The following is a 24,768-nucleotide window of genomic DNA, read 5'->3' on the forward strand; positions in this document are numbered from 1 at the left end:
TGGTCTGGTGTCGATTGTGGATGGTGGCGTGGTGTCGCTGCGGCCTGGTGAGGATCGTGGGGTTCCGGAGCAGACCGCGCGGCTGGCTCGGGCTGCGTTCCGGCGGGGGAATGTGTACCTGCGGATGCGTGATGAGCTGCGGGTTCGTTTTGATGATCGCGAGTTTGGGGAGTTGTTCGCGGTGCGGGGTCGGCCCGGGCTGTCGCCGGCGCGGCTGGCGTTGGTGTCGGTGTTGCAGTTCATGGAGAACCTGACCGATCGGCAGGCTGCTGACATGGTCCGGGGCCGGATCGACTGGAAGTACCTGCTCGGTCTGGAGTTGGACGATGCCGGGTTCGACGCCTCGGTGTTGAGTGAGTTCCGGTCCCGGCTGGTCGATGCGGACGCCGCCGAACGGTTGATCTTCGATCGGGTGTTGGGCATCCTGCGCGAGGCGGGCATGTTGGGCGGGGCCCGTCGTCAGCGCAGCGACTCGACGCATGTGCTGGCCGCGGTCCGGTCGTTGAACCGCCTGGAACTGGTTGGTGAGACGCTGCGGGCGGCGTTGGAGGCCCTCGCGGGGGTGGCCGGGCCGTGGTTGGCGGGCTGGGTGCCGACCGATTGGTATGAGCGGTACGGGCCCCGGATCGACCAGTGGCGGCTACCCAAGAGCGAGACCGAACGTGTCACCCTCACACAAACCATCGCCGAGGATGGATACACGCTGGCCGGAGCGTTGTCCCGGCCGGACGCGCCTGCCTGGGCGGCGGAACTGTCGGCCGTGCAGACCCTACGGACCGTGTGGATCCAGCAGTTCTACCGCGACGAGCGCGGGGCGCGGCTGCGTGAGCCGAAGGAGGACGGGTTAGCCCCCGCCGCCGACAGGATCGTCTCTGCGTATGACACCGACGCCCGGTACGGGATGAAACGCGGGCACGGTTGGGAGGGTTACAAGGTCCACCTCTGCGAGACCTGCACCGACGACCACCCGCACCTGATCACCGCCGTGCTGACCACCGCCGCCACCGTCTGCGACGTGCAGGTCACCGACCAGATCCACCAAGCCCAGGCGGCCCGGGACCTGACCCCGGACGAACATCTGGTCGACGCCGGCTACATCGACGCCGAACTACTCATCACCGCCCGCCGTAACCACGGCATCACCCTGACCGGCCCGGTCCTGCCCGACGCCTCCTGGCAAGCCCACACCGACGGCGGCCACACCCTGCCCACCTTCACCATCGACTGGGACCAGCAGCAGGCCACCTGCCCAGCCGGCGCCACCAGCATCAGCTGGAAACAACACCCCAGCCAACCCGGCAAGACCACCGTGCTGTTCTCCCGCACCGACTGCATGCCCTGCCCCGACCGGCCCAAATGCACCCGCAACACCTCAGGGGCGCGCAGCATCAGCCTCGCCCCCCGCGAACAACAACAAGCCCTCACCCAAGCCCGCACCGACCAACAAACCACCACCTGGCAGCGCCGCTACGCCACCCGCGCCGGCGTCGAAGGCACCATCTCCCAAGCCGTCCGCGCCTACCGACTACGCCGAACCCGCTACACCGGACAACCCAAAACCCACCTAAACAGCCTCCTCACCGCCACCGCCATCAACATCGCCCGCGCCGACGCCTGGGATCACCGGCCACCCACTCCACCCAACCCGCCACAGCCGCTTCGCCCAACTCCAATACGACCTCGCCGCCTAACACCAATTCGCCAGCAGAGTCACGCAGGGGCGGTTACGTACCATGATCTGCGGCGAGCCGGTCCAGGCGGACGCCGCGCGGTCCGCGCACCGGCCGCCGGATCGCGGTCCGGCGCGGCAGCGACCCACATGGTGTCCCGGCCGGCGTCGGCGCTGAGAAGGGCCGGGGCCTGGGTGGGTCAGGTGTCGAAGCGCCAGTTCGTGAGGCGGTCGATCTCGGTGGCGCGGGTGGCGTCGCCGATGATGTAGGCGTAGTCGCCGGGGTTGACCTGGCCGAAGGCGGGGCGGGTCTGGAAGATGGCCGACTTCTCGTACGGGGCGCGGATCTCCTGGAGCACCTCGAAGCTGTGCGGGTCGACGACCCGGGACAGTACGGTGCCGCCGGGCACGATCGTGGCGAGCGCCTCGATGCCGACCTCGGGGTAGAAGAGGCCGCCGTGGCGGATGCGCTGGAGGGTACGGCCGCCGCTCATCACGAGTTGGGTGTCGGGCAGCACCGGCTCGCCGTCGATCATGCCGAGGGCCTTGAGGAAGTTGTCGATCCGGGTGAGCGACAGCTCGTCGAAGCCGGGCGGGAGGAGGTTGCCGCCCTGCTCGGCGACGACACAGTGGACACCGAGGCTGCGGGCGTACCCGGTGATGGTGCCGGAGAACGGGTTGACGTCGTGCGTGTAGATGAAGTCGGTGCCCATCAGCCGGTTGAAGTCGACGTTGCGCTGCGCGTCCCTGGTCTTGTCGCCGTCGATGAGGGTGTAGTCGATGGAGGTGTTGGCGCCGCAGTGGTAGTCGAGGAGGGCGTTGAGCTGCCCGATCACGTTCTCGGAGAGGGCGGCGGCCATCTGCTGCGAGATCCAGCCCTCGGCGGAGCCGGGGAAGACGCGGTTCATGTTGTTCATGTCGGTGTTCCACCCCTGCCCGGTGGTCCGGGTGCCGGACTCGAACGCGACCGGGTTGGCCACCGGCACGGCCACCACGGCCCCGCGCAGGTTGTCGAGGTCGAGCCGCTCCATGGCCAGGCGGATGATGTGGCTGCCGAAGACCGCGTCGCCGTGCACCGCGGCGACCAGGCCGAGGGTGGGGCCGTCGGAGGCGCCCTTGGCGACGTGTACCCGGATCGCCAGATCTTCGCCGGAGGCCCGGCGGGCGACCGGGATGCGGAACTGGGCGCGGGTGGCCTTGTCGATGTCGAGCAGTTCGCCCGGGGCCTTGAGGATGGGTGTGGGGTCCGTCATGGGGTGTCGCTCCTTCTCCGTGGTGACAGTGGGTGCGGGTCAGGACAGGTTGAGCAGGCGGGCCGCGTTGCCGCCGTAGACGAGCGCGAGGTCGGCGTCGGGCAGGCCGGTCGCGTCGATGACGGCGTTGGTGTCGGTCACCCGCTGGTCGCGTCCGAGGGAGAAGTCGGTGCCGTAGAGGATCTTGTCGGGCCCGGCGTCCTCGATCACCTGCCGGACCAGGCCGGGGATCAGCTTGCCCCACCGCGCCCAGGAGATGGAGGTCTCCAGGTAGACGTTCTTGTGCTTGCGGGCCAGGTACGGCGCGTCGCTGAGCGGGTTGGCGTGGCCGGCGATCAGCACGGTGTTCGGGCACATGATGGCCAGGTCGTCGAGGAGGTTGATCTCCCCGTTCTGGAGGCGCCCGGCGCGGCCGTTGGCGGGTCCGGTGTGGACCAGCACCGGTACGCCGAGGTCGCCGGCGGCGGAGACGACGGGTACCAGGCCGGGGTCGTTGAGCGCGAACCCCTGGATCAGCGGGTGCAGCTTGAGGCCGCGCAGGCCGAGCGTCTCGACCGCGTGCCCGAGTGTCGTGAGTGGATCCTCGCGCGGGATGCCGGTGGTCTCGGCGAACGGGACCACCGAGGCGAACCCGATCACCTTGCCGGACGCGGCCTTCACCAGGTCGGCGATGGACTCGTTGGTCATGTACGGCGCGATGGGCAGGACGACCGCCGCGTCGGTGCCGAGCGCGGTGAGCCGCTCGGCGAACTCGCCGACCTGGTCGAGCTGGGTGTTCCACACATGGGCGTGGAAATCGATCTTCATGGTTCCCTTTCTGTGGTGCCGGCGCCCGGGAGAGCTGGGCGTCAGTCGATGAGCGGCACGGCCTTCTTCCACTCGAAGGCGAGACCGACCTCGCTGCCGACGGCGGCGCCCTCCCCCGGCGCGACCACCACCTGCACGCTCGTGCCGTCCGGGAGCTGCACCTCGTGCAGGACCCCGCCGGGCTGGTACTCGACGGCGCGGACCACACCCGTGTGGCTGCCCGGTGCGCCGGTGCCGGGGGCCATCCGGATCGCGTCGGGGCGCAGGGCCACCGCGACGACCGGGGCGCCGCCGCCGGCGCCGGGCTCGGCCTCGATCACGTCGCCGAACGGGGTGCGCAGCTCGCTGCCGTCGGGCGTCACCGGGATGACGTTGGCCAGAGCGAGGAACTCGGCCGTGTACCGGCGGCGGGGCCGGTTGAACACGTCCACCGGGGTTCCGGTCTCGACCACCTTGCCCGCGTCGATGACCGCGATCCGGTCGCCGAGCGCGAGCGCCTCGGTGTGGTCGTGGGTGACGTACACGCCGGTGAGGCCGAGCTCGCGCTGCAGCCGCTTGAGCTGCCCGCGCAGCTGTACCCGGATGCGGTGGTCGAGGCTGCTCAGCGGCTCGTCCAGCAGCAGCACGGCGGGCTGGGTGACGATCGCCCGGGCCAGCGCGACCCGCTGCTGCTGGCCGCCGGAGAGCTGCCGGGGCCGGCGGTCGGCGAAGTCGGCGAGCCCCACCAGCGCCAGCGCCTCATCGACCCGCTGCCGGCGCTGTCCACGAGGTACCCCGCGCATCCGCAGCCCGAACCCGACGTTGTCGCGGACCGACATGGTCGGGAAGAGCGCCCAGGTCTGGAAGACCATCGAGATGTTGCGCCGGTGGGTGGGTACCCCGGTGATGTCCCGCCCATCCAGCCGGACGCCACCGGCGTCCGGTGCGAGCAGGCCGGCGATGACCCGCAGCAGGGTGGTCTTGCCGCATCCGCTGGGGCCGAGCAGCACGAGCATCTCGCCGCGGGGCAGGGTCAGGTCGATGCCGTCGACCCCGCCACCGCCCGGGTACTGCTTGCTGACGCCCGAGACGGTCAGGTAGTCGGTGCCGGTCACCGGCGCCTCCTTCCGCCGCCGGCGAGCTGCCCGAGGCCGCCGAGCCGCCCGAGGAGCAGGGCGACCGCGACGCCGACGATGACGAGGATCGTGGACATGGCGGCCACGGTCGGGTCGGCGTTGTTCTCCAGGTACTGGAAGAGCGTGATCGGCAGGGTGGTCTGCCCCGGCGCCGACAGGAACAGCGAGATCGACACGTTGTCGAACGAGAAGATGAACAGGAACAGCGCCGCGCTGCCGATCGCCGGCAGCATGTTGGGGAGCGTGACGGCGAGGAACGCCCGGATCCGGGAGGCGCCGAGCGTGGCGGCCGCGTGCTCGAGGTTGGGGTCGATGCCGGCCAGCCCGGCGACCAGCACCTGGAGCGCGATGGGGAGGCCGACCAGCACGTGCCCGAGGACCAGTCCGACCAGGCTGTTGGACATGGAGAGCTGGGTGAGCATGATGAGCAGGCCGAGCGCCAGCAGGATGTCCGGCGTGACCAGAGGGGTGGCCATCGCGAGCTGGACCGAGCGGCGCACCCGGCCGGTGCCGCGGGTGACCGCGACCGCCGCCGGCACGGTGATGAGCAGGCCGACGACGACCACGATCAGCGCGATCCGCAGGCTCAGCACGAGCGAGGTGCGAAAGCTCGGGTAGTCGAGGGCGGCGCTGAACCAGTGCAGCGAGAAGTCCTCCGGCGGAAACAGCAGGTAGGGTTCGGGGTTGACGGCGGCGAGCGCGACGACCACGAGGGGCAGGAGCAGCAGTACGGTGATCACCAGCGTGAAGACCGAGATCTTCTGCCGCTCGCGCCGGCGGGGTCGGCGCCGGGCGGCGGGCGCGTCGAGGGTGGCGGTCATCAGCGCACCCCCGCCGTGTCGCGGTTGCCGAAGTGCGTGCCGACCATGATCGGCACGACCAGGACCACGACCAGGATCACCGCGAACGCCGACGCGGTCGCCCAGAGCTGGGACTGGCTGACCGACGTGTAGATCATCTGTGGCACGGTGTTTACCCGGCCGCCGCCCATCATCGCCGGGACGATGAAGGTGCCGGCCGCCGCGGCGAAGGTGAGCACGCCGCCGGCGACCAGGCCGGGCACGGCGAGGGGGAAGACCACCCGCGCCAGTACCGACATCCGGCCCGCGCCGAGCGTCTGCGCCGCCTCGACCAGCGTGGTGTCCAATCTGGACAGGCTGGCGTACACGGCCATCGCCATGAACGGGAACTGGAACATGACCAGCGCGATGACGATGCCGGTGAACGAGTAGTTCAGCCCGAGCGGGGAGTCGACGAGGTTGGCCCACATCAGCAGGTCGTTGACGGAGATGAGGCCGAGCTGCAGGCCGAAGATGCGGACCACGCCGTTGACCAGCAGCGGGGTGAGCAGCAGCGCGAGCTGGAGCTGGCGCAGCCCCGGGCGCATCGTGAGCTGGTACGCGTAGACCAGGCCGAGCACGCCGGTGATCAGGACGGTGAGCACGGCGATCAGCAGCGTGTTGCTGAGCGCCTTGAGGTACAGCTCGTCGGTGAAGAAGTCGGTGTAGTGGGAGAGCGTGAAGCCGCCGGCGTTGACCTCCTCGCGGCCGGCCACGCTGGTCCGGATCACGCTGATCGCCGGGTACAGGAACATGAACGCGGTGAACAGCAGCAGCGGGGCGGAGAGGAGCCACCCGGTCCGCGCCCTCTCCTCCCCGCGCGCCGCGGTCGCCACCGTCACGAGCCGAAGATCCTCTGCCAGCGGGTGGTCCACTCGGTGATGTTCTGGCCGAACTCGTACCAGTCGATCGGCCAGAGGCTCTGCGCGATCTGCGGGGTCTCGACGAGGTTGGCGGAGACCTCCGAGGGGAGCGTCACGGTGGTGGAGGCGGGCGCCGCCTTGCCCTCCCGGGCCCACTCGACCTGGGTCTCGTCCTTGAGCATGTAGTTGATGAACTCGTACGCCTGGTCCTTGCGGGTGGAGGCGGCGGGGATCGTGACGTTCTGCACGCTCCAGGTGGAGCCCTCGGCCGGCACCACGGTCTCGACGCCCCGGCTCTTGAGCGGGATGCCCTGGTCGGCGATGGTGACGACCGCGGCGACGCTGCCGGCGGCGAGCTTGTTGACCCCGTCCGTGCTGGTGTTGAAGAGGAACTGGACGTTGTCCTTGAGCCGCTCCAGCGCCTTCCAGCCGGCCTCGTAGTCGGTCGGGCCGCTGCCGAAGATCCGGGCCCCGGTGAAGATCAGGAAGAGCCCGCCGATGGAGGGCGCGTTCTGCAGGGCGACCTGGCCCTTGAGCTCGGGCCGCCAGAGGTCCTCCCAGGACGTGATCTTGAAGGGCACCTTGTCCGTCTTGTAGAGGATGCCGGACGCGGTGTAGCTGATCGGGACGCCGCTGACCTTGCCGTCCTTGGTCTGCCCGTCGGAGAGCCGCGTGACGATCGAGTCCCACTTTTCGATCCGGGACGTGTCGATCGGCTCGAGGACGTCGGAGGTGAGGCCGCGGGCCGCCTCGTTGCCGATCAGCCAGGCCAGGTCGTACTGCCCGGGCTTCTGCTGGAGCAGCGGCACGGTGTCGCTGCCGGGGTCGTTGAGCACCTCCACGCCGGTCGCCTCGGTGAAGCCGGGGCAGATCTTCTGCAACGCGGTCTCCCAGACGCCGCCCCAGCACCGGGCGACGATGCGGGTGTTGGCGGCCTCGGGAGAGTCCTCGCCGCCGCACGCGGCCAGCAGGGTGCCCGCGCCTATGCCCACGCCCAAGGAGAGCAAGCCGCGCCGACTGAGCGTAGTTGCCATCGCTCCTCCTCGCGTCAAAGAGTGAAGTTGTCGTTGGGTTGGTAGATTGTTGACACCTCCCCGATCAGGTGTCAATAGTCGACAGCAAGCCTCTGACGAGCACAAACAACCGAAACGCACTCGTTACCTCGACACAACATCGTTGCATCGTCATACTGTTGACAATGAACGATCTACAGAAGGTGAACGCAGAGTAATGTCCAAAATGGCGGAGAACTGGACCGACGTGCCGACCCTGCCGGCCGCCGTCGCCGACTGGATCGCCCGCGGCATCGTCGCCGAGCGGTGGCCCGACGGCGCCCGGCTGCGCGAGACGGAGATCGCCGCGGAGCTGGGGGTCAGCCGCGGCCCGGTCCGGGAGGCGCTGCGCGTGCTCGGCGAGCGGGGGCTGGTCCGGCTCGTGCCGCGGGTCGGCGCGGTGGTCAACGGGATGTCCCGCGACACGATCAGCGAGGTGTACGAGCTGCGCGCGCACATCGAGGCGCTCATCTGCCGGTCGGCGGTGCCGCGGCTGACCGACGCCGACAAGGACCGCCTGCGCGGGCTGCTCGACCAGATCATCGCGCTGCGCAACGCCAACCGCGTCGACGAGATGCTCACCACCTGCTGGGAGTTCCGGGAGACGCTGTACCGGCCGTCGAGCAACCGCACCGCGCTCGACCTCGTCCGGTCGCTGCGCACCCGGCTGCACTCGATCCCGCAGGTGCTCCGCGACGACCCGCAGCACATCGCGCTCGCCATGACGTTCTACGTCCGGGTCACCCAGGCCGCGGTCGACGGCGACACGTCGGCGGTCGAGCGCCTGGTCAGCGAGTTCATGATCAAGACAGGTGAGCAGGCGGTCGCGGCCTTCCGGCCCGGCACCGCCGCCACCACCCCGGCCAGGCCCGGTACGCCGGCCTGGTCCTGACCACCGTCACGGTCGCGGACCGTGAGGCCCGCCGGAGCCGGCAGCGGGTTCTGACGCCCGCCGGAGCCGGCCCGCACAGGGAGGAGCACCCAGGCGCATGACGGAGATCGACGAGCTGCGCGCGTACCTCGCCGAGACCGAGGACTACCGGCGCGTCTTCGACCACCTCCGCTTCGACCAGCAGTCCTACCTGCCCGACCAGGCGACCGCCGACCGGGCGCGGCAGATCGGGCTGATGGAGCGGCGGATCCGCGAGCGCACCGGCGACCCGCGCCTCGGCGAGCTGGTCGCCGCCGTCGAGGCCACCGCGCCCGACCCGGAGCGCGACTTCGCCACCTGGGCGATCGCCCGGGTCGCCCGCCGCGACCACGAGACCGAGCTGCGCCGGCCGGTGCAGGCGCTGACCGAGTTCCAGGTGGTCGCGTCGGAGGCGTTCGTGGTGTGGCGGGACGCCCGGCGCGACGCCGACTGGGCCGCCTTCGCGCCGTGGCTGCGCAAGCTCGTCGACATCAACCTCCGGCTCGCCGACGCGATCGGCTACGACGAGCACCCGATGGACGCGCTGCTGTCGCTGTACGAGCCGGCGCTGTCCTGGCGGGAGACGCAGGCGCTGCTCGACGCGGTCGTGGAGACCGTGATCCCGCTCAACGAGCGCCGGCAGGAAGCGGTCCACGCCCGGCCGCCGGACCCGATGCCGGTGCTCGACCGGCCGGCCGTCTTCGCGTTCGCGCACGACCTCGCCGAGCGGGTCGGGTACGACTGGAGCCGCGGCGGGCTGGCCATCTCGCCGCACCCGTTCACCAGCCCGTCCGGGCCGCGCGACGTGCGCTTCACGCTCCGCGACGACGTACCCTTCCCCGACCTGCTCAAGGCCGCCATCCACGAGCTCGGCCACGCCCTGTACGAGCAGGGCATCTCCGCCGAGCTGTGGGGCACGGCCGCGGCGCGGGGCGTCATGCCGTACGTGCACGAGTCGCAGGCGAAGTTCTGGGAGAACATCGTCGGCCGCACCCCCGAGTTCGCCGCCTGGGCGTACGACCTGCTCCTGCCCCACCTCACCGACCCGCCGCCCGGCTTCGGGCCGGAGACGCTGCACCGGGCCGCGGTGCACGGGCCGACCTCGCTGATCCGCACCGGCACCGACGAGCTGAGCTTCAACCTGCACATCGCGCTGCGCTGGGAGATCGAGTGCGCGCTGCTCGCCGGCCGGCTCGACGTCTTCGACGTGCCGGAGCTCTGGAACGAGCGGGCCGAGCGCTACTTCGGCCAGCCGGTGCCGAGCGACCGCGAGGGGTGCCTGCAGGACCCGCACTGGTGCCACCGGTACATGGGGCTGTTCACCTCGTACGTCATCGGCAACCTGGTCTCCGCCCAGCTCTGGGGCGCGATGCGGGACGCCGGCGTCGAGGTGGCCGCCGCGCTCGCCGCCCGGGACGTCACGCCGGTGCTCGGCTGGCTGCGCCGGCACGTGCACGCGCCCGGCCGCACGTACACGCTGGCCGAGCTGGTCGTCCGGGCCACCGGCGGCCCGCTCTCCGCGGAGCCCTACCGGGCACACCTGACCCAGCGGTACGGCGGGGAGTGAGCCATGACCGTCCACAGTGAACCCACCGCGGACTGGATGCGGAGCCGGGTGCCGGGCGCGGCGCCGGCGGCCGTGGAGCGGGCGGTCCGCTCCTGGGCCGGCAAGGCCGCCGACCGGGAGCGGGTCCGGTCGATACCGCTCGACCCGACCGCCGAGCCGCCGCTGCCGGCCCACGCCGAGACCTGGCTGCGGCCGTGCCGACCGCGCTGACCGGGCGGCGGCTGCCCGGCGTCGCCGACCTGCTCGCCGGGTACGCCGCCGGCACCGTCACGCCGCGCGACGCGGTCGAGGAGTGCCTGGCCGTCATCGACGCCACCGAGCCGGCGCTCGGCGCGGTGGTCAACCTGCTCGCCGGCGCCGCCCGCGCCGCCGCCGACGAGGCCACCCGGCGCTGGCGCGACGGCACCGCCCGGCCGCTGGAAGGGATCCCCTACGGGCTCAAGGACACCATCGACACCGCCGGGGTACGCACCGAGTACGGCTCGGCGCTCCACAAAGGACACGTGCCGGAGCGGGACGCCGAGGTGCACCGGCGGCTCGTCGACGCGGGCGCGGTCCTGGTCGCCAAGCTCGCCACGTACGAGCTCGAGGCCGGCAAGAACGGCCGGACCCGCAACCCGTTCGACCTCGCCCGCAACTCCGGCGGCTCCTCCTCCGGCCCGTGCGCGTCGGTCGGCGCCGGCCAGCTCCCGCTCGCGATCGGCAGCGACGCGGGCGGCTCGATCCGGGTACCGGCCGCCTGGTGCGGCGCGGTCGGCCTCAAGCCCACGTACGGCCGGGTCTCCCGCCGCGGCGCCGTCTCCTGCTCCTGGACGCTCGGCCACCTCGGCCCGATCACCCGCTCGGCGCGGGACGCGGCCCTGGCGCTCAACGCGATCGCCGGGCACGACCCGCTCGACCCGTACAGCGCCGACGCGCCGGTCGACGCCGACTACGCCGCCCGCTTCGACCAGGACCTGACCGGGGTGCGGGTCGGCGTGCCGGAGAACTGGTTCGAGGAGGTCTGCGAGCCGGCGGTCGCCGTCGCGGTGGCCGCCGCCCGCGAGGTCCTGGCCGCCGCCGGGGCGACGCTGGTACCGGTCGCGCTGCCGCTGCTGCGCCGGATCAACCCGGACGCGCTCAAGCACCTCATCGTCCCCGCCGAGGCCGCCTCCCTGCACGAGGGGTACCTGGACCGGATCGACGAGTTCGGCGACGGCTTTCGCACCCTGCTGCTCGAAGGCCAGCTCGTCGCCGCCCCCGACTACCTGCGCGCGCTGCGGCTGCGCCGTGCCGTGCAGGAGGAGCTCGCCGCCGTCTTCGCCACGGTGGACGCGCTGGCCACCCCCGGCTCGGTGGTCACCGCCCCGCTGCTCGACCAGGACACCACCACTGTGGACGGTGTGGAGTACCCGCTCACCGCGCTCGTGGCCCGTACCACCTCCGTCTTCAACGTGGCCGGAAACCCGGCCGTCGTGGTGCCCTGCGGCGCCGACGAGCGGGGCCTGCCCGTGTCGCTCCAGATCGCCACGCCGCCGTGGCGCGAGGCGGAGTGCCTGCGGATCGCGGACGCCTACCAGGCGCGCTCGCGGGCCGGGGCGGCCGGCGGTCCCGGCGAATCGGGACGTTCAGCACTGACCTGAGAAACCCGACCCGGGCAGGCTACCGCCGTGACCTCACTACTTCTCGGCGTCGTCGGCGCCGCGCTGCTCGTCGCCGGCCCGATCATGATCGCCCGCGGTGTCACCGGACGCCGTACCATCCGGGCCGAGCTGGCCGACCAGAAGATCGTCTTCCCGGACGAAGGCGGCGAGCTGCCCGCCGGCCTCGCCCGGTACGCCGGCGTCCGGGTGACCACCGGCACGCAGGCCCAGGCGTTCGCGGACCTCATCGGGCAGCACGTCGCGCAGGCCACCGCGGGGCGGACGTACTCGCAGGTCGTGGACGAGTGGCAGGCCACCGGCCGCTCCGACGAGCGGCTGGCCCGGCTGCGGCAGACCGCGTTCATGGGGCAGACGCTGCGCGGCTCGCTGCTCGGCGCGTACCAGGCCTGGCAGATCACCACCCTCGTCATCGGCCTGGGCGCCCTGCTCGCCGCCACCGGGCTCGGCTTCCTCACGCTCGCCGCGACCTGAGACCGGTCGGCGGGCGCCGGCCCGGCGGCACGGGCCGCGCGGTCTGGGCTGGGCTCACGGCCACCCGGAACGGTCAGCGGGCGCCGGCCCCGGGTCAGGCGCCGCGCCGCGGACGGCCGCGCGTCCGCCGACACGAAGACCCGGCGCGCCAGGTCACGGCTCACCCGCACGGTGGCGCCGCCGGCCGGCCGGCGCCCGGGTCGGGCGGGGCCACGCCCAGCGCGTCGAGGCCGTGTACCGGGTTGCCGTAGGGCGAGCGGGCGGGGCGGCCCAGCAGCTCGTAGATCCGGCGCTCGGCGGCGTCGGTCAGCACGTGCTGCCGGCCGGACGCCTCCGCGTGCGCCTCCGCGAAGCCGACCCCGACCACCTCGACCAGCATCAGCTCGGCGAGCAGCTCCAGCAGGATCCGCAGGTACGCGCCGGCGGCGTCGATCGGATGCCCCATGGACGCCTCACCGCGGCCGCAGGCGTCCGGCGAGGAGCGCGCCGATCCGGTCCACGGCCGGGGCGCGGACCAGGTCCGGGTGGGTCGCCGCCAGGTCGACGACCTCGACCCGCCGGGCGTACGCGGTCCAGCCGGCCGGGTCCAGCCACCGCTCCGGGCGCGGTGCCGCCGCCCGGAAGAGCAGCAGGTCACCGGCGAACGGCCGGTGCCGCCCCGTGCGTACCAGCATCGTGCCGTGCACGACGCAGCGGATGCTCGCGGCGAGCACCGCCGGGGGCAGGGCCGCCATCGGGCTCGCGCCGGCCCGCAGCGCCCGCCGTACCGCCTCGTCGTCGAGGGCGGCGTCCTCGGCGACCAGGTGCTCGGCGCCGGCCATCCGCAGGATCCCGCGCAGCGCCTCGGCGCGGGTCGGCTCGCCGAGGTGGCGCCACTGGTCGGCCGGGTACGCGTCGAGCAGCGCGACCACCCCGACCCGCTGCCCGCCGGCACCGGCCGCGGCGGCCACCGCGTGCGCCGCCATGCCGCCGATCGACCAGCCACCGACGTGGAACGGGGCGTCGCCGACCACCGAGCGGATCGCGGACAGGTACCCGGCGGCGAGGTCGTCCAATGTGGAGGGCAGCGCGGCCGCGGGCTGTTCGAAGGCGGTGGACTGGACGGCGACCACGGGCAGCCCCGGCGGCAGCGTCCGCAGCAGCGGGGCGTAGCACCAGCCGAGCCCGCCGGCCGGGGGCAGCAGGAACAGCGGCGGCCCGTCGCCGTCGCGCAGCGGCAGCACCTCGGCGAGGTCGCGGCCGGCCCGGTCGGGTCCGGCGACGGCGCGGGCGAGCCCGGCCGGGGTCGGTGCGGCGAAGACGTCCACCAGGGCCGGCCGCCGGCCGAGGACCGCCTCGACCCGGTCCATCAGCCGCAGCGCGAGCAGCGAGTCGCCGCCGGCGTCGAAGAAGTCCGCGTCCGCCGGGAGCGGGGCGGCGGCGCCGAGCACGGCGGCCATCAGCTCGCCGATCTGCTGCTGCCACACGTCGGTGGGGGCGGCACCGGCCGTCGGTGCCGCGGCCGGCATCCCGCGCGCGGCGAGGGCGCGCCGGTCGACCTTGCCGCTCGCCGTGAGCGGCAGGTCGGCGACGTGGACGTACGCGGCGGGGCGCATCGCCTCCGGCAGCGCCTCGCGGGCGGCGGCGCGGAGCGCGTCGACCGGGGCGGTACCGGTCAGGTACGCGACGAGCCGGGTCTCCTCTTCGGACCCCGTGACCCCGACCGCGGCGACCTGCCCGGCGTCCGGTACCGCGCCGAGCACCGCCTCGACCTCGCCCGGCTCCAGCCGCTGGCCGCGGATCTTCAGCTGGTCGTCGGCCCGGCCGTGGTAGAGCAGCGCCCCGTCGCCGCGCCAGCTCGCCAGGTCGCCGGTGCGGTACATGCGCTCGCCGGGGACGAACGGGTCGGCCGGGAAGCGTTCGGCGGTGAGGTCGTCCCGGCCCGCGTAGCCGTCGGCGAGTTGCACCCCGGCCAGGTGGAGCTCGCCCCGCGCGCCCGGCGGCACCGGCCGGCCCCGGTCGTCCAGCACGTACGCCCGGGTGTTCCACACTGGACGGCCGATCGGCACCGTCTCGCCGTCCCGGTCCGGGGCGCAGTCCCAGTACGTCACGTCGACCGCGGCCTCCGTGGGGCCGTACAGGTTGGTCGGTGCCACGCCGAGCCGGGTCGCGGCGGTGCGGGCGAGGTCGGCGGTGAGCGCCTCACCGCTGCACACCAGCCGGGTCAGCGCGCCACGCTCGGCGACCCGTACGCTGGCCGGGTCGGCGCAGAACGCCCGGAGCATCGACGGTACGAAGTGGACGGTGCTGATCCGCTCGTCCGCGATGAGCCGGGCCAGGTAGCCGGGGTCGCGGTGCCCGCCGGGCCGGGCGATGACGACGCAGCCGCCGACCCGCAGCGGCCAGTAGAGCTCCCAGATCGAGACGTCGAAGGAGATCGGCGTCTTGTGCAGCACCCGCTCGCCGGGGCGGAGCCGGAAGTGCTCCTGCATCCAGGCGAGCCGGTTGTCGATGGCCCGGTGGCTGATCCGCGCGCCCTTGGGCCGGCCGGTCGACCCGGAGGTGAACAGGACGTAGGCGATGCCGTCGGGGTCCACATCGGACCCGGTGGTGGCCGGGGTCGGGCCGGCCGGCTCGGCGTCGAGGTCGGTCAGCAGCCAGCGGCTCCCGGCGTCGGCGAGCATGCCGTCGATCCGCCGGGGCGGCAGGTCCGGGTCGGCGGGCAGGTACACCGCGCCGAGGTGGAGCAGCGCGTACACGGCGACGAAGAGGTCGAAGCCGCGCGGCAGCCCGACGCCGACCACGTCACCGGGACGCACCCCCTGCCCGCGCAGGGCGGAGGCGAGCCGGGCGGCCCGCTCGTCGAGCTCGGCGTAGGTCAGCTCGGCGCCGTCGTACCGCAGGGCCGGCGCGTCCGGGGTGCGCGCGCACTGCTCCCGGAACGCGGCGAGCAGGGTCCGGGCCGGCCGGCGCACCACCGGCCCGGCGAAGTCGACCAGCACCCGCCGCCGGTCGGCCGCGGTCGCCAGCGGCAGCCCTGCCACCGGCTCGGCCGGGTCGGCGCGGGCGAAGGTCGCCAGCCAGGCGGCCAGCCGCTCGGCGTGGTCGCGGGCGTCGCCCTCCGGGTACAGGCGCGGGTTGGCGTCCACCTCGAGCCGGACCGGCCGCCCCTGCCCCGGTACGCCCCGCAGGCACCAGGTCATGTCCTCGACCGGCCCGGCGGTGACGTTGCGGACCACGCCGGTCGCCGCGCCGAACGCCAGCCGCGGGTCGAACGGGAGCAGGTTGACCTGGGGCCCGAACAGCTGGCCGCCGCCGGCCCGGCGCAGCCGGCGGGCGAGGTCCTCCTGCCGGGTGTACGGGTGCGCGCGGACCGCCGCCGCCTCGGCGCGTACCCGGGCGGTCAGCTCGCCGACCGTCGCCGCGCCGACCCGGGCCGCCACCGGCAGCACGTTCATCGCGGTGCAGACGGTACGGGCGGCGGCCGGGACCCCGCGGCCGGGCGCGACCCGGTTCATCGACGGCAGCCCGAGGCGCACCTCGTCGAGGCCGGCCATCCGCCCGAGGTACCCGGCGCAGGCGGCGGTGGCCAGGTCGGTCCAGGCGCAGCCGTGCCGTCCGGCGCCGGCGAGCAGCGCGTCGAGCGTGCCGGGTGGCAGGTCGAGGGCGGCCCGGATCGCGGCCGGCGCCGGGGCGGCGAGCCGACCGGCCAGTGTGGACAGTCCGGTACCGGTGAGGCGGGCCGCCCAGAACTCGCCGTCGTCGACCTCCCGGGCCCGGTCCTCGGCCACGACGTCGGCGAGCGTGGCGGTGACCGGCGCGGGCGGCGGGCCGCCGGTGCCGGCGCCGTACCAGGCGGCCACCCGGCGGGCGAGCTGGGCGTAGCCGTACCCGTCGAGCAGGACGTGGTGCGCGCAGTGGTACCAGAGCGCCCGGTCCGGCCCGACCTGAAACAGCGCGGTCCGGACCAGGTCGCCGGTGTCGAGGTCGAGCGGCCGGGCCAGGTCGGCGCGGATCCTCCGGTCGGCTTCCGCGTACGGGTCGGGGGCGCCGCGCAGGTCGACCAGCCGCAGCGCGGCCGGCGGCTCCGGTCGTACCCGCTGCTCCGGGCCGTCCGGGCCGAGCCGCAGCTCGACCCGGAGCTGCTCGAAGTCCAGGTACGCCCGGCGGATCGCCGCGCCCAGCGCGGCCGGGTCGAGCGGTCCGGAGATCTCCACCACCTCGGCCGTGGAGTAGGCGGCGCTGCCCGGGTCGAGCTGGTGCGCGAAGTACAGGCCGCGGGCCGCCGAGGTCAGCGGCAGCCAGCCGGTCATCCCGGTGGAGCGGCGCCGGGCGTGGCGGCGATCCGCTCGCGCAGGAAGCCGACCGTGCCGGCGCCGATGAAGTCGCCGAAGTCGACCGCGACCCCGCGCTCCTCCAGCGCGGCGAGCAGTGCCATGGCGCGGACCGAGTCCAGGCCGAGCGCGAAGAGGTCCCGGTCCGGTTCGGCGAGCGCGGCCTCGACCTCCTCGTCGCCGTCGAGCAGCTCGGCGAGTGCCCCGCGCAGTACCTCGTCCGCGCCGCCCGGCTCCGGCGCGCCGGGCGGCTGCCGCGGGAGGGCGAGGGCGGCGCGGACCGCGGCGGCGGTGGTGACGACCGCGCAGCTGTCCGCCGCCTGTTCCAGGGCGCGCAGGTGTCCGGGGCGGTCGAACGCGGCGACCGCGTCCGCGACGACGAACGGGGCGATGTCCCGGCAGAACGCGTCCAGCGCGGTGGCGAGCACCCCGTACTGGGCGTAGACGCCGGTGATGACGAGCTGGTCGCGGCCCTGGTCGGCGAGCCACCGGGCCAGGTCGGTCCGGGCGAACGCGCTGTACCGGTGCTTGGCCAGGACCAGCTCGCCGGGGCGGGGCGCGAGCGGGGCGAGGATCTCGGTGTCGGTCGGGTCGGCGCGCAGTCCCGGCCCCCACAGGTCGGCCTGGAGGCCGCGCTCGGCGGGGTCCTGGTCGCCGGACTGCGCGGTGTAGACGACCGGTACGCCGTGCCGGCGGGCCGCGTGCAGCAGCGACGCGATCGACGACACCGCCCGTTCCAGCGCGGCGCTGCCCGGCCGGTACACCCGGGCGAAGTACCGCTGCATGTCGTGTACGAGCAGCGCGGCCCGGCCGCCGGAGAGCTCCCACGGGGCCCGGCTCACCGGAAGCTCCGATGTGGACGGCGGCGGGTAGTCGGCGGGCGCGGGCAGGCTCATCGGGGGCTCCGTTCGGTGTTCGCGCGCAGCAGGTCGGTCAGGGCGCGGCGCAGGTCGCGGCGGCTGGTCTTGCCGACCGCGGAGACCGGGAACTCGGCGACGATCTCGAACCGGTCCGGCACCTTGTACCCGGCGATCCCCCGCTCGTCCAGGTGGCGGCGCAGCTCGGCGGCGCTCGGCGCGGGCGGGCCGTCCGGGATGACGAAGGCGCAGACCCGCTCGCCGAGGAAGCGGTCCGGCATCGCGACGACGGCCGCGTCGCGCAGCCGCGGGTGGGCCAGCAGGTGCCCTTCGACCTCCTCGGCCGCGATCTTCTCGCCGCCCCGGTTGATCTGGTCCTTGGCCCGTCCGGTGACGACGAGGTGCCCGGAGGGGAGCCGGCGGACCAGGTCGCCGGTGCGGTAGAAGCCGTCCGGGGTGAACCCCGCCGCCCCGGCCCGGTAGTAGCCGCGGATCGTGTACGGCCCGCGGGTGAGCAGCAGCCCTTCGGTGCCCGGCGGTACGTCCCGGCCGTCGCCGTCGACCACGCGGATCTCGTCGTCCGGGCTGATCGGCCGCCCCTGGGTGCCGGTCACGAGGTCGTCCGGTTCGTCCAGCCGGGTGTAGTTGACCAGGCCCTCGGCCATCCCGAAGACCTGCTGCAGCCGGGCGCCGAGGTCCGGGCCGACCCGGGCGGCGACCGCGTCCGCCAGCCGGGCGCCGCCGACCTGGACGACGTCGAGGCTGCCCAGGTCGTGGCCGGTCCGGCGGGCGGCGGGCAGCCAGGCCTGGAGCACCGGCGGCACGACCGAGGTCATCGTGACCCGTTCGGACTCGATCAGCCCGAACGCGGTCGGCGGGCTGGGGTCCGGGGCCATGACCACGGTGCCGCCGGCGTGCAGCACGCCGAGGATGCCGGGCGAGCTCATCGGGAAGTTGTGCGCCGCCGGCAGGGTCACGAGCATCACGGTCTCCGGCCCGACACCGCAGATCCGGGCCGACTCGCGCACCGAGTACAGGTAGTCGGCGGGCGTGCGCGGGATCAGCTTCGGGGTGCCGGTGGTGCCGCCGGAGAGCTGCAGGAACGCGACCTCCTCGGCACCGGTCTCGGCCGGCGGCGGCGCGGTGGCCGGCTCGGGGAGGGCGGCGCCGGCGTCGACCACGAGCGGCGGGACGTGGCCGGTGGCGCGCAGCCGCCCGGCCACCCGCTGGGCGGTCGCCCGCGGGTCGGCGCCGCGCGGCCCCGGTCCGCCCAGGATGTGCGCGGCGGCGTCGGCGATGCGGCAGAAGTCGGTCAGCTCCGCCTCGCGGTGCCCGGGCAGCGTGAACACCGGCCAGGCCCCGGAGCGGAGGACGCCGAACAGGTACGTGGCGTACTCGACGCAGTTGGGCAGCTGGAGCAGGACCCGGTCGCGGGGCCGGACTCCCGCGGCGCGCAGCCGGGCGTGCACGGCGCCGGCCGCCCGGTCCAACTCGGCGTAGGTGAGCCGGGTCCACCGTCCGGTGTGCAGTGACGGGCCCACGACGGCGGTCCGGGTGGCGTGCCGGTCGGCGCGGGTGGCCAGGAACGCACCGAACGTCTCGTCCCGCCAGTAGCGCAGCGCCCGGTAGCGGGCGGCGAACTCGGCCGGCCACCCGGTGACCGGCGCGGGATCGGTGCGCGGCGGCGGTCTCATGCCACCACCGCCGCTTCGGCCGGGCGCGGGGCGGCGGCGCCGACGGCGGCGAGCATGGTCGCCAGCTTCGCGCCGGTCTCGGCCACCTCGGCGCCGGGGTCGGAGCCGGGTACGATGCCGGCGCCGGCGAAGAGGCGCAGCTCCCGCCCGTGCAGCAGGCCGGCGCGGATCGTCACCGCCCAGTCGCCGTCGCCGGCGGCGTCCAGCCACCCGACCGCGCCGGTGAGCGGGCCGCGGTCGGCCGGCTCCAGCTCCTCGATCAGCCGGTACGCGGCGTCGCGGGGCGTGCCGCAGACGGCCGGTGTCGGGTGCAGCAGCTGGGCCAGCCGGAGCGCGCTGGTGGCCGGGCCGACCTCGCGCAGCTCGCCGGCGACCGGGCTGGCCAGGTGCCACATGGTGTCGGTGCGGACCAGGGCCGGGCGGGCCGGCACGTCCAGCCGCCGGCAGAGCGGGCCGAGGGCCTCGGCGACGGCGTCGACGACGAGCGCGTGCTCGTGCCGGTCCTTGGCCGAGTCGCGGAGCAGGTCGGCGCGGATCCGGTCCTCGACCGGGTCGGCCGCGCGCGGGATCGACCCGGCCAGCGGTGTGGAGCGCACCCGCCGGCCGCGCCGCCCGACCAGCAGCTCGGGGCTCGCGCCGAGCAGGTAGCCGGCGCCGCGCTCCAGCGGTACGCCGAAGACGTATGCGGACGGGTGGCGGGCGGCCAGGGCGGCGAGCAGGTGTGCCGGCTCCGGGTCGCCGGCGCAGGTCAGCTCCAGCCAGCGGCCGAGCACGACCTTGCTGAGCGCGGGGTCGGTGGCGAGCCGGTCGACGGCGGTCCGCACCGCGTCCGCGTACCCCGCGCGGGGCGGCACCTCGGTCGGGGCGGACCAGGCGTACCGCACCGGCCCGCAGGGCTCCACAGTGGACCGGGAGGGGTCGGCGAGGAGTGCGGTGGCGGGCGCGTCCGGGCGGAAGCCGAGCGCGCCGATCGCGTACGCCACCCCGGGGCTCCGGGCCAGTGTGGACAGCACGGCGTCGGCCCACCCGGCGTCGCCGGAGCGGCCGGCGGGGAGCCGGCGCGAGCCGGGGCCGGCGGCGAGGGTACGGCCGGCGGTGGCGAAGGCCGCGTACGGGGCGGTCACAGCGAGGCACCCCCGTCCACCGCGACGGTCTGGAGGGTGACGTGCCGGGCCCGCTCCGACAGCAGGAACGCGGCCATCTCGGCGACGTCGTCGGGCGCGGCGATCCGGCGCAGGGGTACGCCGACCCGGTACGCCCCCGGGTCGCCGTCGAGCGCGGCACGGGTGCCGGTGACCGGGTCGGGCCAGAGCGCGCGCTGCATCGGCGTGTCGGTGGAGCCGGGCAGGATCGTGTTGCACCGGACGCCGTACCCGGCGAGCTCCAGGCCGGCGCAGCGGGTGAGGGCCGTGGAGGCGGCCTTCGACGCGGCGTACCCGAGCATGTTCTGCCGGGGGACCACGGCGGCGTTGGAGGTGACGACGACGATGGCGCCGGCCCGTCGGCCGGCCATCAGCCGGCCGACGGCGCGCAGGCAGTGGAAGACGCCGGTGCTGTTGACCGCGAACTGCTCGGCCCAGTCGGCGTCGGTGGTGGACAGCACGCCGCCCGGGCGGAGCACGCCGGCGACGCAGGCGAGCTGGGTGATGGCGCCGAGCCGCGCCTCCACGCTCCGGACGGCGGCGGCGACCTCGTCCGGGCGGCGCACGTCGGCCTCGACGGCGACCCCGGTCCGCCCGTTCCACTCCAGCCCGGCGGCGACGCCGTCGAGGCCGCTGCCGGGCAGGTCGAGCAGGCCAACCGCGCTCCCCTGCCGGGCCAGCGCGCTCGCGACCGCCTGACCGATGCCGCCGGCAGCGCCGGTCACCAGTGCAACATCGTGGGCCACCCAGTCATCAGACAATAGTTAGGCGAGCCTTAGCAAGCCGTGGCGTGGAAAAGTGGCCGGAACGACTACGCCCGTGATCGAAGCTCCCCCCACGCCGTTCTAGCGGCATGAGGGGAGCTTCGATCACGGGCGGGCGCGGCCGAGGAGCGCGATCAGACCTTCGGCGAGGCCGCCGCGCCAGCAGGCGATGTCGTGGCCGCCGTCGTACTCCGCGTAGCTCAGCGGGTAGCCCCGACCGGACAGCACGTCGCGAAACCGCCGGACCGGGGCGACCAGGTCCCACTCGCGGGCACCCACCTCCAGGTACCAGCGGACGGGCAGCCTCGGCGCCGCGGCGTACCGGCCGGTGAGCCACTCGGCGGCCTCCCCGCCGGGAAACCACAGCGACGGGGACTGGCACAGCGCCGCGCCGAAACGCTCGGCCGCGCAGAGGGCGGTGTACGCGGCGGTGAGCCCGCCGAGGCTCTGCCCGGCCACGACGGTGCGGCCCGGGTCGCGGGTCAGCGGCCACCGCGCGCCCGCCCAGGTGAGCAGGTCGCCGGCGAGGAACGCGGCGAAGCCGGGATCGCAGCCCAGGTCGCGCGTGCGGGTGGGTACGTCGCCGGAGTCGACCGCCAGCACCGCGCTGGGCGGTACCCGGCCGCCGTGCACCAGATTGTCCATCGTGGACGCCAAGCCGCCGTCGCCGCTCCACACCTCGCCGTCGAGGAGCACCACGACCGGCAGCTCGCGGTGGCCGTCGCCGGGCGGCAGGTAGGCGCGGACCACCCGCCCGCGTACCTCGTGGACGGTGACCGTGCCGCGCGGTACGCCGGGGCGGCGGGCCAGCCAGGGCTGCGCGGGCGCGTCCGGGAGCGCCACCACCGACAGCGCCGGCCCGCCGGGGCGTTCGCGCAGCGGCGAGCGGTTGAGCGGGTCGGTCCGGGCCGCCGCGCGCAGTGCCCGCCAGGCGGCCCGGTCGGGCGGGGTGTCCGGTCCGGCCGGCGGGAGCGGCTCGGCGAGCGGGCCGATCCGGTAGCTGGCCCGCCAGGTGCCCGGCATGCGGTAGCTCAGGTGCCACACGTCGGTGCCGGGCAGCCGCCGCATGAGGCTCTGCGCGAGGTCGCGGAAGTCGGTGAGCCGGTTCGCGTGCAGCACGACGGCGGCGGCGCCGGGGTCCCGCCAGAGGAACGTCACCACGTACCCGCCGCCGCCGTCGTCCTCCACGAGCGGGGTTCCGCGCCGGGCGGCCTCGACCCAGAACGCCTCCACCGCGCCCGGCCCGGCCGCGCCCGCGAGCGCCGCGGCGAGCGCGCGGACCCGGGGGCTCGGGACGACCTCCAGCGGGTACGGCCGCGGGGTGTGCGGCGGCACCGCGGTACCCGCGGGCGGCCGGATGGTCAGGACCGCCACGGCTCCCCCGCGTCCTCGGCGCAGTGGGCGTGCCGGGCGGTGGCCCGCACCGCGTCGACGTACCCGGTCCGGGTGTGCCGCGGCCGGTGTCCGGCGATCGCGGCCCGCGCGGTGGCCGCGTCGCCGTGCAGCAGGTCGACGACGGTCCAGGCGATCGCCTTGGCCGGCTGCACGTACGCCCGCACCGGGTCCACGACCCGAAACCGCGCGGAGTGGTTGACGCCGGCGCAGCCGCCGTGGGTCGCGTGCATGACCGGCATCAGGTGACTGAGGTCGCCGGCGTCGGTCGAGGCGGCGGAGAAGTCGTGCTCGGCCCAGCCGGCCGCGCCGGCCAGGGTCAGCGCGTTGCGGCGGAAGAGCCCGCCGAGCGTGCGGTCGACGTCCAGGGGCAGGAACCCGGGTGCCGAGCTGAGCTCGACCGCGGCGCCGACGGCGAGCGCGCCGGCCCGCAGCGAACGGTCCACCCGCCGTTCCGCGTCGGCGATCGACTGCGAGGTCCGGCCCCGGATCAGGATGTCCACAGTGGTCTGTTCGGCGATCACGTTGAGCGAGCCGGGCTGCGCGCGCAGGACCGGGTGCACGCGTACGTCCGCGGCGAACGCCTCGCGCTGGGCGTCGATGGCGTGCAGGGCGACCCGGGCCGCGCTGAGCGAGTCGACCCCGTGCCCCGGTGCCGAGGAGGCGTGCGCCGACCGGCCGCGAAACCGGGCCCGCCGGGTGGCGAAACCGGTGTAGTGCCACGCCATCCCCAGGGCGGGCGCCGGTTCGCCGCCACCCGGCTCCGGATCGGGTGTGCCGGTGGCGTGCGCCATCAGCGCCAGCCCGACGCCGTCGAAGCAACCGAGGCGGATCAGCTCCTGCTTGCCGCCGGGGAACTCCACGTCCGGCACGCCCGGCCGGCCGATCTCGCTGTACTCCTCGGCCGGTACCGCGAAGAACACCACCTCGCCGGCGAGCCGGCCGGCGGCGGCCCGCTCGGTCAGCGCCCGGGCCACCCCGACGAGGTGGGCCACCTGCGCGTTGTGGCCGCAGGCGTGGGCGGCGCCGGTGCCCGGGTCGGCGGCCGGATGGTCGGGCGCGTGCAGCGCGTCCAGCTCGGCCAGCACGCACACCACCGGTCCCGGGCGGGCGCCGCGCAGCCGGGCCCGGACACCGGTGCGGGCCAGCCCCTCCTCGACCGGCAGGCCGAGCCCGCGCAGCTCGCGGGCGACCAGGTCGGCGGTCCGGAACTCGTGGTAGGCGAGCTCGGGGTGGGCGAAGATGTCGTCGCCGACGGCGGCCAGGTGCACGGCGTCGCGGTCGATGGCGGCCGCGAGCGACTCCTTGAGGCCGGCGGCCGGTCCGTCCAGCGGATCGGCGCTCATCGGCTGGCCAGCACGCGCGAGTAGAGGCCCGGGGAGAGCTTCAGCACGCCGCCGGCGACGGCCGCGCGCAGCCATCCGGCCACGGCGAGGGCGGCGAGATCCACCATCCGGGTACGGCCGCGGGCGGCGGCGACGGCGGCCCGGGTGTCCCGGTCGGCGTGGCCCCGGTGCTCGGCGCGGAGCGCCATGTTCGCCAGCGGCAGCACCACGTTGAGGTACCGGTAGCCGAGGTGCTCCGCGCGCCAGGCCCGGGCGAGGCCGCGGCGGGCCAGCTCGGCGCGCACGTCCTCGGCGACGGCGAGCAGGTCGAACGTGTGCCGGCCGAAGCGCGCGGAGACCGAGACCGGGTTGGCCGTGTACCGGTACAGCGGCTCGTCCACCAGCGCCACCCGGGGCGCGTCCAGCAGCAGCCGGAGCGTGGGCAGGAAGTCCTCGTAGGCGCGCCCCTCGTCCCACACGCCGGCGGGCAGCGCAGTCCGCCGGAAGAGCTTGTTGCAGGGGTACGCCCGCACCCGGTTGCGCAGCAGCAGCCGCGCCGCCTCCGGGCCGGCGACGACCGCGCGTTCCCACGGCGGTTCGTCCACCTCGCGCGGTGTCCCGTCCGGGCCGACCCGGCGGGTGCGGCAGGCGACGATCCCGGCGCCGTACGCCGTGCCCGCCTCGACCATCCGGGCCAGGAACCGCGGATCCGCCTCGTCGTCGCTGTCCAGGAACCAGACCCAGGTGCCGGTGGCGCGGGCGAGCCCGGTGTTGCGGGCGGCGCCCGCCCCGCGGTTGCGCTCGTGGGCGATCACCCGGTGCGGCAGGTCGAGCCCGGCGAGGGTCCGCCGGGCGACGGCGACCGCGCCGTCCCGGCCACGGTCGTCGACCAGGATGAGCTCGGCGGGACGGAGCGTCTGCGCCGCCACCGAGCGGAGGCAGGCCGCCACGGTACCGGCGTTGTCGTGCACCGGGATCACCACCGACACCGAGCCAGGCGCGACCGGCTCCATGAGCACCCCACCCTCCGGCGGCCGCGCTCTCGGCAAACCCGCCTGTTGTCAGATGATAGTTAGGTTACCCTAAAATGCC

The 24,768-nt window shown here is 74.7% G+C and carries 21 protein-coding genes; 6 read left to right on the forward strand and 15 right to left on the reverse strand.

Annotation, left to right across the window (positions count from 1 at the left end; all coding sequences use genetic code 11):
- The coding region (locus tag RB614_RS03390) for an IS1182 family transposase (RefSeq protein WP_308710836.1) at window positions 1-1,939 on the forward strand (1,939 nt) is incomplete at its 5' end.
- Here RB614_RS03390 and RB614_RS03395 read toward each other — a convergent pair.
- Genes RB614_RS03395 through RB614_RS03420 form a run of 6 tightly spaced genes read right to left on the reverse strand, consistent with a single transcriptional unit; the run spans window position 1,870 to window position 7,580 of the window.
- Entirely contained in the window at window positions 1,870-2,922 is a 1,053-nt protein-coding gene (locus tag RB614_RS03395) for a succinylglutamate desuccinylase/aspartoacylase family protein (protein WP_308710837.1), read from the reverse strand. The two genes, RB614_RS03390 and RB614_RS03395, sit on opposite strands and share 70 nt — an antisense overlap.
- A 39-nt stretch (window positions 2,923-2,961) precedes the next feature.
- On the reverse strand, window positions 2,962-3,729 hold the full coding sequence (locus RB614_RS03400; RefSeq protein ID WP_308710838.1) for an amidohydrolase family protein: 768 nt from the start codon (window positions 3,727-3,729) through the stop codon (window positions 2,962-2,964).
- A gap of 41 nt (window positions 3,730-3,770) precedes the next feature.
- A complete protein-coding gene (locus RB614_RS03405; protein ID WP_308710839.1) occupies window positions 3,771-4,823 on the reverse strand; it encodes an ABC transporter ATP-binding protein in 1,053 nt (350 codons plus the stop codon).
- Window positions 4,820-5,665 (reverse strand): ABC transporter permease, encoded by an 846-nt coding sequence (locus RB614_RS03410; protein WP_308710840.1) that lies wholly within the window; start codon window positions 5,663-5,665, stop codon window positions 4,820-4,822. Before RB614_RS03410 ends, RB614_RS03405 begins: the two co-directional genes overlap by 4 nt.
- Window positions 5,665-6,525 carry an ABC transporter permease gene (locus tag RB614_RS03415; RefSeq protein WP_308710841.1) on the reverse strand — a complete coding sequence of 287 codons (861 nt, stop codon included), beginning with the start codon at window positions 6,523-6,525 and terminating at the stop codon, window positions 5,665-5,667. The genes RB614_RS03410 and RB614_RS03415 overlap by 1 nt, the downstream gene beginning before the upstream one ends.
- A complete protein-coding gene (locus tag RB614_RS03420) occupies window positions 6,522-7,580 on the reverse strand; it encodes an ABC transporter substrate-binding protein (protein ID WP_308710842.1) in 1,059 nt (352 codons plus the stop codon). The genes RB614_RS03415 and RB614_RS03420 overlap by 4 nt, the downstream gene beginning before the upstream one ends.
- A 205-nt stretch (window positions 7,581-7,785) precedes the next feature.
- On the opposite strand from RB614_RS03420, the gene RB614_RS03425 reads away from it, so the two are divergent.
- From RB614_RS03425 to RB614_RS03445, 5 genes are all read left to right on the forward strand, one after another.
- Complete coding sequence (locus RB614_RS03425) at window positions 7,786-8,490, forward strand: GntR family transcriptional regulator (RefSeq protein ID WP_308710843.1); 705 nt, start codon at window positions 7,786-7,788, stop codon at window positions 8,488-8,490.
- 97 nt (window positions 8,491-8,587) lie between these two features.
- Complete coding sequence (locus RB614_RS03430) at window positions 8,588-10,075, forward strand: hypothetical protein (RefSeq protein WP_308710844.1); 1,488 nt, start codon at window positions 8,588-8,590, stop codon at window positions 10,073-10,075.
- A gap of 3 nt (window positions 10,076-10,078) precedes the next feature.
- Window positions 10,079-10,285 carry a hypothetical protein gene (locus RB614_RS03435; protein ID WP_308710845.1) on the forward strand — a complete coding sequence of 69 codons (207 nt, stop codon included), beginning with the start codon at window positions 10,079-10,081 and terminating at the stop codon, window positions 10,283-10,285.
- Window positions 10,270-11,697: an amidase gene (locus RB614_RS03440; RefSeq protein ID WP_308710846.1), complete on the forward strand. Its 1,428-nt coding sequence runs from the start codon at window positions 10,270-10,272 to the stop codon at window positions 11,695-11,697. The genes RB614_RS03435 and RB614_RS03440 overlap by 16 nt, the downstream gene beginning before the upstream one ends.
- A gap of 27 nt (window positions 11,698-11,724) precedes the next feature.
- Window positions 11,725-12,189 carry a hypothetical protein gene (locus RB614_RS03445; RefSeq protein WP_308710847.1) on the forward strand — a complete coding sequence of 155 codons (465 nt, stop codon included), beginning with the start codon at window positions 11,725-11,727 and terminating at the stop codon, window positions 12,187-12,189.
- Window positions 12,190-12,349: 160 nt separating this feature from the next.
- Here the strand turns inward: RB614_RS03445 and RB614_RS03450 are convergent, their stop codons facing one another.
- The 9 genes from RB614_RS03450 to RB614_RS03490 all read right to left on the reverse strand — a co-directional run bounded on the left by RB614_RS03450 (window position 12,350) and on the right by RB614_RS03490 (window position 24,689).
- Window positions 12,350-12,634 (reverse strand): iron dependent repressor, metal binding and dimerization domain protein, encoded by a 285-nt coding sequence (locus RB614_RS03450; protein ID WP_428982919.1) that lies wholly within the window; start codon window positions 12,632-12,634, stop codon window positions 12,350-12,352.
- Window positions 12,635-12,641: 7 nt separating this feature from the next.
- Window positions 12,642-16,481: an amino acid adenylation domain-containing protein gene (locus tag RB614_RS03455; protein ID WP_308710848.1), complete on the reverse strand. Its 3,840-nt coding sequence runs from the start codon at window positions 16,479-16,481 to the stop codon at window positions 12,642-12,644.
- Window positions 16,478-17,398, reverse strand: coding sequence for an isochorismatase family protein (locus RB614_RS03460; protein ID WP_308710849.1), 921 nt, complete (start codon window positions 17,396-17,398; stop codon window positions 16,478-16,480). Before RB614_RS03460 ends, RB614_RS03455 begins: the two co-directional genes overlap by 4 nt.
- Window positions 17,395-19,053 (reverse strand): (2,3-dihydroxybenzoyl)adenylate synthase, encoded by a 1,659-nt coding sequence (locus RB614_RS03465; protein ID WP_308710850.1) that lies wholly within the window; start codon window positions 19,051-19,053, stop codon window positions 17,395-17,397. Before RB614_RS03465 ends, RB614_RS03460 begins: the two co-directional genes overlap by 4 nt.
- On the reverse strand, window positions 19,050-20,177 hold the full coding sequence (locus RB614_RS03470) for an isochorismate synthase (protein WP_308710851.1): 1,128 nt from the start codon (window positions 20,175-20,177) through the stop codon (window positions 19,050-19,052). Before RB614_RS03470 ends, RB614_RS03465 begins: the two co-directional genes overlap by 4 nt.
- Window positions 20,174-20,941 carry an SDR family oxidoreductase gene (locus tag RB614_RS03475; RefSeq protein ID WP_308710852.1) on the reverse strand — a complete coding sequence of 256 codons (768 nt, stop codon included), beginning with the start codon at window positions 20,939-20,941 and terminating at the stop codon, window positions 20,174-20,176. The genes RB614_RS03470 and RB614_RS03475 overlap by 4 nt, the downstream gene beginning before the upstream one ends.
- Window positions 20,942-21,064: 123 nt before the next feature.
- On the reverse strand, window positions 21,065-22,333 hold the full coding sequence (gene fes, locus RB614_RS03480) for an enterochelin esterase (RefSeq protein ID WP_308710853.1): 1,269 nt from the start codon (window positions 22,331-22,333) through the stop codon (window positions 21,065-21,067).
- Window positions 22,321-23,697: an amidohydrolase gene (locus RB614_RS03485; protein WP_308710854.1), complete on the reverse strand. Its 1,377-nt coding sequence runs from the start codon at window positions 23,695-23,697 to the stop codon at window positions 22,321-22,323. Before RB614_RS03485 ends, fes begins: the two co-directional genes overlap by 13 nt.
- Entirely contained in the window at window positions 23,694-24,689 is a 996-nt protein-coding gene (locus tag RB614_RS03490) for a glycosyltransferase family 2 protein (protein WP_308710855.1), read from the reverse strand. Before RB614_RS03490 ends, RB614_RS03485 begins: the two co-directional genes overlap by 4 nt.
- Window positions 24,690-24,768 lie beyond the last annotated feature (79 nt).

Source organism: Phytohabitans maris (assembly GCF_031085175.1).
GTDB lineage: Bacteria > Actinomycetota > Actinomycetes > Mycobacteriales > Micromonosporaceae > Phytohabitans > Phytohabitans maris.